This window comes from Fodinibius sp., from assembly GCF_041642155.1.
Classification (GTDB): domain Bacteria; phylum Bacteroidota; class Rhodothermia; order Balneolales; family Balneolaceae; genus Fodinibius.
In genome coordinates, this window is the sequence record NZ_JBEPWZ010000114.1 from 1 (window position 1) to 8,901 (window position 8,901).

Sequence of the window (8,901 nt, forward strand, 5' to 3'; positions counted from 1 at the left end):
AATACGTCGGCATGCGCTTTTTCGATTTCATCCAGGAGAATGACCGAGTACGGCTTGCGTCGCACCGCCTCGGTAAGCTGTCCCCCTTCGTCATAACCCACGTAGCCCGGAGGGGCCCCCACCAGGCGGCTTACGCTGTGCCGCTCCATGTATTCACTCATGTCAATGCGGATCATCGCATCCTCATCATTAAAGAGGAAGTTGGCCAGCGACCGGGCAAGTTCGGTTTTACCGACTCCGGTAGAACCCAGGAAGAAGAACGACCCGATGGGACGCTGGGCATCCTGCAGGCCGGCGCGCGAACGCCGCACGGCATTCGATACTGTTTCAACGGCGGGATCCTGTCCCACTACTCGTTTATGCAGCTCCTCCTCGAGATGAACCAGTTTCTCCCGTTCGCTCTGCAGCATCTTGCGAACCGGGATGCCGGTCCACCGCGATACAATATCGGCAATATCCTCGTACTCGACCTCTTCTTTCAGCATGGCACGGCCCTCCTGCACTTCCTCCAGCTGTTCCTTGGTCTCTTCGAGGTCTTTCTCCAGCTGGTTGATCGTGCCGTATCGCAGCTCGGCCACCTTCTCATATTTTCCTTCTCGCTCGGCCTTTTCGGCCTCGTTGCGGGAGGTCTCTATGGCCTGCTTGAGATCACGCGTTTTCTTGATCAGGTCCCGCTCGGTATCCCACTGGTTGCGCATGGTCGACCGTTTTTCCTCGAGATCGGCCAGTTCTTTTTCAATGTTTTCAATTTTTTCCTCGTTTTGCTCCCGCTTCAGGCCTTCGCGCTCGATTTCCAGCTGGCGTATTTGCCGCTCCACCTGGTCCAGTTCTTCCGGCATGGAATCGATCTCCAGCCGCAGCCGCGATGCGGCCTCGTCAATCAGGTCAATCGCCTTGTCGGGCAGAAATCGCTCGCTGATGTACCGGTGCGAGAGTTCCGCGGCGGCCACCAGGGCTTCGTCCCGGATTTTTACCCCGTGATGGAGCTCATAGCGCTCCTGGAGTCCGCGCAAAATCGAAACCGTATCCTCCACGCTGGGTTCATTGATGAGCACTTTCTGCATGCGTCGCTCGAGGGCACGGTCCTTTTCGATATACTTGCGATACTCATCGAGGGTCGTGGCACCGATGGCGTGAAGCTCACCGCGGGCCAGCGAGGGTTTCAGGATATTGGCGGCATCCATGGAGCCTTCCGAAGCTCCGGCTCCCACCAGCGTATGAATCTCATCAATAAAGAGAATAATTTCTCCCTCTGAGTCCTGCACTTCGTTAACAACCGCTTTGAGGCGTTCTTCAAACTCGCCCCGGAACTTGGTTCCCGCCATCAGGGCCCCCATATCAAGGGCTACAATACGCTTGGACTTCAGTCCCTCGGGCACATCGCCGCGGTTGATGCGCAGGGCCATACCTTCTGCAATGGCGGTCTTGCCCACGCCGGCCTCCCCGATTAACACGGGATTATTTTTGGTTCGCCGGGAGAGAATCTGCATGACGCGCCGGATCTCCTGGTCGCGCCCGATAACCGGGTCAAGCTTATTCTTTTCAGCCTCTTCATTGAGGTCGCGCGCATATTTTTTAAGGGCGTTATAGCGGCTTTCCGCATTGGGATCATCTACCTTTTGCGAACCGCGGACATCCTGCATGACCTGCAGGACATTGTCCTTGGTTACGCCGTGTTGTTTCAGGAGACGTCCCGCTTCGCTTTGGGTTTCCAGCATTCCGATAAGAATATGCTCCGAGCTGATATACTCGTCCCCCATTTCATTTGCGGACGATTGGGCGTGATCAAACAATTCCTTGGAATCATTTGCAAGATACTGCCCGGAAACGGAGGCACCCTTGACAACGGGAAGCTTGTCGATGCGCTCTTCCAGCTCCGATTTCAGCTGTGGCACCCGCACCCCCACTTTATTGAGGATGGTGTGGACCACATTGTCGGTTTCCGTAAGCAGGGCCATAAGAATATGGGCCGGGGCCACCGCCTGGTGGTTGTTGCCGGAGGCCACGTCAACCGCTGCCTGCACGGCCTTCTGGGCTTTAAGCGTGAATTTATCTAAATTCATAATCGTTGAAGATTAAAATCATCATTTTGTTTTAATGTTCTGTTAATAATAGTTGCCAATATCGTACCGAAACCGGTAAACTGCCGATTTTACAGGCTGCCGGGCCGAAATTTTCCAATTTGACATCGTGGGAACCGGGTTGTATCAAAAGGGCAGCACAGCTGCCCAAAAAGATGTCGCAGTCGTGCCTTTTCTTCAGTGAATGAAGTGACGGCGAACAGAAAGAAGCCCCGGCGGGTTACACCAGCAAGGAGAAAGAAGAGAGCTCAGATGCTTTTTTGTCGAATGTGTAGGTGGTTTTGCATCCGGAATTGCTGTTTATCACACGTACATAGCAATCGGAGAAATCAGCGTCACACTGATTAATTTTATAAATTCTTATTATAAGCAAGCAGTATTTGAGAATTATTCAAGCTGTTTTTTTTTTGTTGTAACAATCTCATGGAATTTCAAAAAAAGGAGAGACACATTATGAAAGAAACACAATTGGATGAGGTACGACTGGAACTCAAGCGTGGCGATATCGCCAACCAGAAGGATGTGGATGCGGTGGTGAATGCGGCCAATGCCCAGCTCCGTACCGGTGGAGGGGTAGCCGGGGCCATTCACCGGGCGGCGGGACCTGAACTCACCGAAGAAACGCGTTCCATGGCCCCGATAAAGCCGGGAGAGGCCGTGATTTCGGGCGGGCATAATCTGCCCAATGAATATATCATTCATTGCCTGGGACCAGTCTACGGTCGGGATAAGCCGGAGGATAAACTGCTCGGTTTTTGTTATAAAAATGCCCTCAAGGTTGCGGAGGACCACGGTATAGAGCGCATCGCTTTTCCCGCGATCTCAACCGGTGCCTTTGGCTACCCGCCCCGGGATGCTGCAAAAGTGGCTTTTACAACGATTAAAAACGAAATTCCCCAGCTGCAGTCGGTGAAACTCATACGCTTTGTGCTGTGGGGAGAGGATGCAATGAGTATCCATCAAGATGTGATGGAGGAGGTTTTCAGCTGACGGTCGTTTCCTGGTTTGCTATAAATTAAAATCATATTTAAGGGAGAAATGCTCTTTTCAGGCAGGGAAGACGTATCTTAATCATATGAGGTGATGTAGAGCTGCCAGTCATTCCTGCAGTTCTGTTTTAATCAAGGGGAGGCCGGGCATGACCTGGTTGCTCCCCCGAGTTACATGAGCAGCTGTCCCCCTCCTGTCATGCTGCTTACCTGTACAGGGCGTTTGATAAACTACCCGTAAATCTGGTTAAGCAGGTAGGCCAGCCGAACGCCTGCTTTTAGCAGCTGCCGGTCGATGGTCGGACGATGGACATACTGGTAGCGATAACCGAGCTGCCGGTCGCCGGGCAGGTCATAAACGTCTTCCCGCAACTCCATCGTCTCGTAGGCCCAATCCAGCACTTCACCTTGCTGCCACTTGTTGAGCTGTTCTTTCGTGGGATGATTGATCGCCTCTGAAAATTCCGTGTAGCTTAATTTGGTCTCGTCGATCATCTCCGAATCCCACACGCGATGGAGATTAGAGGGCTCGTAAAACCACTCGACCCGCCTGTCGTTGCCGCCGCGGTCCTTGCCCGTTCCGACATGCATCGGCTGATGGAGGTCGCCGACCAGGTGAATGAGCATTTTTAGTTTTTCCGTTTCTTCTTCATCGGACAGCTGTCCCTCTTTAAGGTCCTCAATGATGGTTTGCAGGGCCTGAATCAGATCTCCATTGGGATTTTTTTCCGTTTCTTCATAGCTCTTTCCACCGGGAATGGTCACCCAGTGCCAATCATGGGTATAATCGTAGCGGCCGTCTGATCGTATCTTATCCATCCAGGTGCTGGCGATAGCCATGGATTCGAAGCCGAGGATGTTCTTCACGGCCGTTCGGGCATCCTTATTTACATAATCCGCGGCAACTTCGCCGGTGATGCGATGACCGGTCTTTCCCCACCTGTTGCCGTCAAGATGGGTGGCAGAAAGCGTAAACAGAAGCGTAAAAAGAAAAAGAATATGTTTCATATATACATATAACAGATTATTTGATAGTTTTAATGCCCAGATTGGATGGTAAATGCTTTTATATTTGATTACAAGTAAAAGTCGGTGATCAACGTTTCATCTGGAATTATCACTTATACATTTACCTGAGGGCTTTGAAAAACAAGGGTTTTGCAAAGGTCTCTTACCTGTTACTTTTAACATATACGAAACCCCGAAGGTTATTTTACAAAGAACCGCAGAGATGGCCCGGAGAGCTACAAGGGGATCCTTCGAATAATTTTGTGTTTCCTTTGTGCTGCTTGGTGATGCACTCTGAAACGGGTGGATTATACATGCTAAAAAAGGAGGGGCAGCAAGGGCTTTACCCCTAACCGGCTCATGCAGTATTATGTTATTTATCATGTACGAAATTTTAAATGTTGCTTTTATTGTCTTTCACACGGTGTTGATCCTGTTCAACCTTTTTGGGTGGATCTGGAAGCGCACGCGTCGCTGGAATCTTTTAACGCTGGCAGCTACCGCTTTTTCATGGTTTATCCTGGGAATATGGTATGGATTCGGATACTGTCCGAGTACCGACTGGCACTGGCAGGTGCGGCGGGAGCTGGGCTACAGCGATATGCCTAATTCCTATATCAAGTTTTTAGTCGAGCTGTGGACGGGTATCGAAGTTTCGGCCTATACGGTAGATTTGTGGACCGGCATCTTATTTGGACTGGCGATGCTGGCTTCGCTGTATGTAAATATGAATGAATAAATATATCATCCACTTTCTTCATCCAATGGTTAGCAGTCTGTTACAACTGCTGACTTACATGAAAATGTGGAGGAAGGTGATTATTTATATTTAATCCTGCTGGGCCAACTGCTCAAATAATTTTTTCTCTTCAGCCGATAATTTTTCAGGCACCTGTATTTGCAGGCGAACCAGCAGGTCCCCTTTTTGGGAAGGCGATTTAAATGTAGGCATGCCCAATCCATTCAGGCGAAATTGCCTGCCGCCCGAGGTACCGGCCGGAATCTTAATTTTAGCTTTTCCGCCCAGGGTCTGCACTACTGTCTCTCCACCGAGCACGGCCGTGTACAGGTCCACCGGATGATCGATATACAGGTTATCGCCTTTTCGTTCATAGCCCTCCGGCATGGTTATGCGAACGGTCAGGTACAGGTCGCCGCGCGCACCGCCCCGCCGGTCCCGGGAAGCTCCTTTTCCTTTAAGCTTGAGACGCTGCCCGTCGCTGATGCCGGCCGGGATTTTAACTTTCATCTTTTCATCCCCCACCCGCAGGGTTCGGGAGGTCCCCTCATAAGCTTCCTGCAGTGATATGGTGACCTCTGCCTTGATATCCCTGGCCGTCTTTTTCTTCTGGGGGCGGCGGGACGAGCGAGCGGTTCGCTGCTGTTGACCGCGGGCCTGGGTTTGCCCGAACGGGCTGCCTCCCCCCCCGAACAGGGTTTCAAAAAAGCTGGAAAACGGGCTGCCCCCCCCGGGGGAAGTTTCGCCGTCAAAAAAGTCATCCATATTGATCCGGTATGATTGCCCTCTTCCGCCCCCGAAGCCCTGGCCCTGCTGCTGTTGCTGCCGGGCATATTGTGACCAGTCGAAACCGCCCCCGCCATTGCCGCCGGCCCGCTGGTATTTTTTCCAGTCTTTGCCCACTTTATCGTAGAGATCGCGTTTCTCCGGATCGCTCAGCACTTCATAGGCTTCCCCGACCTCCTTGAATTTGTCTTCGGCAGAATCATCATCGGGGTTTTTGTCCGGATGAAATTTGGCAGCCTTCTTCCGGTAGGCTTTTTTGATTTCATCCTGCGAAGCGTTCTTTGAAACGCCCAGTATGTCGTAATAGTTTTTATATTCCATTTTGTTTGCTGTAACTTGTTAAATATCAGTTACTTAGCGAACATTTAATATCATACAAGTAACAAATAGGTAACAATTAATCGTATATTCAACTGCTTTTTCAAGTAATAGATATGCAAAAACAATACCTACCATCAATACAGTGTCATAATTTCACTTGTCCTATCAAATAGGCGGAGTTCTGTGCGTCAATAAAAAGCCCCTCCGAATGTTCATTCGAAGGGGCTTTTGTTTTGCATGATTAGCTACAGTTATTCAAGCGTATCAGAGTTCAAAAGCGATATATTGCCTATTGCCTTGCCGCAATATGCGCAATAGGACAACCCCGTCCTCTTCCTCGGCGATTTCGCTGATCGCCTCTCGGAACTCTGCAACGGAGGATACGGGATTATTGCGGCCGACTTCTGTGATTACATCGCCTCGCTGAAGCCCCTGTCGCTGGGCCGCGCTTCCGTCGGTAACTTCCGTGACGACGACGCCCTGTTGTCCCGGATCGAGCTGCAGCTGCCGGGCGATATCGGACGTGAGCTCGCGAACGCTAAAGCCGAGCTGGTCGTCCATCGACTGGTCATTTGTCGGCCTGTTTTGCTGTGCCATCATCTCTTCAGGCATTTCGCCGAGAGTAATGGTAATATCCCGGGTATCGCCATCCCGGCTGATCGTCAGCTCAACCTCATCTCCGGGCGAAGCGGTCCCGATAGCTGTCCGGAAGGCGGGCCAGCTTCGTATCGGTTCACCGTCAATGGCCTGGATGACGTCATCTTCCTGCAGCCCGGCCTCTTCAGCGGGGCCATCTTCCGAAACACTGCCCACAATAACCCCATAGGGCTTGTCCAGGTCCAGAGCCTTCGCCATAGTGGCATCGACTTCGCCGCCCGTTGAGATACCGAGATAGGCCCGTACTACGCGCCCGTGTTCAATAATGGATTCCATGACGCTTTTGGCGATATTAATGGGCACCGCAAAGCCGATACCGTCATTGCCGCCGGAACGCGACGCTATCGCGGTATTGATTCCGATAAGTTCGCCATCCATATTGACCAGCGCCCCGCCGGAATTGCCGGGATTGATAGCGGCATCGGTCTGGATAAACCTCTCGTAGCCACCCTGTTCTGCGAGAATACCGATGTTTCGGTTTTTTGCCGAAACGATTCCCTTGGATACCGAGTGCGCCAGATCAGCTTGAAGAGGGCTGCCGATAGCGAGGACCATTTCGCCCACGCGGCTTTGCTCGCTGTTTCCCAGCTGGATGACATTTAGATCGTCGGTGTCCACTTTCAGCACCGCAATATCGGTCTGTGGATCGGTCCCCACCACCTCGGCGGTGGTCCTTTCATCGTTGTAAAACTGGATTTCGACCTCGTCGGCATTGGCCACAACGTGGTTATTAGTCAGGATATAGCCGTCCTGTGAGACGATCACCCCGGAACCGAGTCCCTGCCGCTGATAGCGTTCAGGCTCTCCCTGCGGATTGCCAAAAAAGCGCATGAGCGGATTTTGTCGCTCTATTGTTTTGGTCACTGTAACGGTGACGACCGTGGGACTGGCTTCCTGGGCTATATTAACAATTGCATCATTAAGATCCTTGAGGCTGGGGACGGCTTGCTGGTCGGCTTCTTCAACCTCGGTAGTGGGACTGAAGTCCGGCATCGTAAACACAGATGCCTGGCCCGAATCGAGATCGATCGTGTAGAAAGCTACAAGCAGTATCGCCACCAAGGCCCAAAGTAGGTAAGACGAACGTACATTTTTCATATCAACACCATTTTAAAGTAAAATTAAAAAATTTTATAAGTTCTGATAGTTCAATAAACCGTTTTTGAGAGTTATTATTGTATGATTATCGCAACTTGTTTATAGAAGACGTTGTAAAATCGCCCTTTTGTCCCATGTCGGCATTCGGGTCGGTTACACTCCTTGTATATGGGCGGTGTATATGGGCGTTTGTTACGGCCTCAACCCTTCTGAACCCGGACCTGAACAAAAACCCCGGTTTACAAAACCTTCTTTTATACTGTTGTGCGATTAACTGCCTTCATAGCGGGCTAACGGGAGTCAACTCCAGTCAGCGTTCCTGCCAAACCAATGGTTACAGGTCTTATGGAAACGGAGAACCTATTTGGAAACCAGCCGAAAAACGAGTTTCGTTAAGTTAAATTAAAAACGGAAACTCCCCATCACAGGAGCTTCCGTCTTAGGGATTCAAGGTTCAAATACCGCGTTAACTGATTTCAATTTGTTTTTTCACCTTGTCTTCATCCTTCTCGACACTGATGTTCAGCAAACCGTCTTCATATGAAGCCTCGATACTCTCTTCATCTACGTTATCCGGCAGTTGAAACGAACGGTTGAAGGAGCCGTATCGTGTTTCCACGCGGTGAAACTTTTTGCCTTCTTCCTCTTTTTTGAAGCTGCGCTCACCGCTGATCGTCAACCGGCCGTTTTCAAGATCAATGTTGATGTCCTCTTTTTTCATACCCGGCAGTTCGGCGGAAATAAGGAACTTATCATCCGTTTCCGAAATATCAATGCTGGGCGTAAAGTTGTTGCGCCGCGTACTTACGGCTTCATTGAAGAACTCGTCCATGATATCGGAAAACCGTTTCGACATCAGGTCGTCATTCGATCGGTTATATCTCATGAGTGTCATAATAAATACCTCCTTAAGTCTTTATTAAAAAAGTTATTTGGTTGAATCAAACTCACTCTTAAAGAAGCAACAGCCGTGCCAAGGCGTGTATCAGGGAACGAGACTGACATTCAGCCAGCGAAGAACTGCGGTTTTTTCAGGAGATGACGAGAAGATTGGAAAAATTGTCATTGACCGCTGGTCAAAGCGGCAGGAGGCTGTTTCTGTGACATATCTTTTCATTATTGTAAGAGTGGATCTGGTCACATATTTATCTTCTATCACAACAAGACAGGAATCATCGATTGGCAGTATTTGCCTCCTACAGTTAACAGAGTGATAAATTTT

General features: G+C 50.3%; 7 protein-coding genes. 2 read left to right on the forward strand and 5 right to left on the reverse strand.

What is annotated here, in order from left to right:
• Positions 1–2,063 (reverse strand): ATP-dependent Clp protease ATP-binding subunit (locus tag ACESLU_RS08215; RefSeq protein ID WP_372637722.1); only part of this gene is annotated, 2,063 nt, incomplete at its 3' end.
• Positions 2,064–2,534: 471 nt separating this feature from the next.
• Between ACESLU_RS08215 and ACESLU_RS08220 the strand changes: the two genes are divergently transcribed.
• Positions 2,535–3,071 carry a macro domain-containing protein gene (locus tag ACESLU_RS08220; protein WP_372637725.1) on the forward strand — a complete coding sequence of 179 codons (537 nt, stop codon included), beginning with the start codon at positions 2,535–2,537 and terminating at the stop codon, positions 3,069–3,071.
• Between the two features lie 230 nt (positions 3,072–3,301).
• On the opposite strand, the gene ACESLU_RS08225 is transcribed toward ACESLU_RS08220, so the two are convergent.
• Positions 3,302–4,078 carry a S1/P1 nuclease gene (locus ACESLU_RS08225; RefSeq protein ID WP_372637728.1) on the reverse strand — a complete coding sequence of 259 codons (777 nt, stop codon included), beginning with the start codon at positions 4,076–4,078 and terminating at the stop codon, positions 3,302–3,304.
• Positions 4,079–4,448: 370 nt separating this feature from the next.
• Between ACESLU_RS08225 and ACESLU_RS08230 the strand changes: the two genes are divergently transcribed.
• Positions 4,449–4,817 (forward strand): DUF2784 domain-containing protein, encoded by a 369-nt coding sequence (locus tag ACESLU_RS08230; RefSeq protein WP_372637730.1) that lies wholly within the window; start codon positions 4,449–4,451, stop codon positions 4,815–4,817.
• A 90-nt stretch (positions 4,818–4,907) separates the two neighbouring features.
• On the opposite strand, the gene ACESLU_RS08235 is transcribed toward ACESLU_RS08230, so the two are convergent.
• From ACESLU_RS08235 to ACESLU_RS08245, 3 genes are all read right to left on the reverse strand, one after another.
• Positions 4,908–5,924, reverse strand: a complete 1,017-nt coding sequence (locus tag ACESLU_RS08235; RefSeq protein ID WP_372637733.1) for a DnaJ C-terminal domain-containing protein — start codon at positions 5,922–5,924, stop codon at positions 4,908–4,910.
• Positions 5,925–6,188: 264 nt separating this feature from the next.
• Positions 6,189–7,679, reverse strand: coding sequence for a Do family serine endopeptidase (locus ACESLU_RS08240; protein WP_372637735.1), 1,491 nt, complete (start codon positions 7,677–7,679; stop codon positions 6,189–6,191).
• A 466-nt stretch (positions 7,680–8,145) separates the two neighbouring features.
• Positions 8,146–8,574: an Hsp20/alpha crystallin family protein gene (locus tag ACESLU_RS08245; RefSeq protein ID WP_372637738.1), complete on the reverse strand. Its 429-nt coding sequence runs from the start codon at positions 8,572–8,574 to the stop codon at positions 8,146–8,148.
• Between the last annotated feature and the right edge of the window lie 327 nt (positions 8,575–8,901).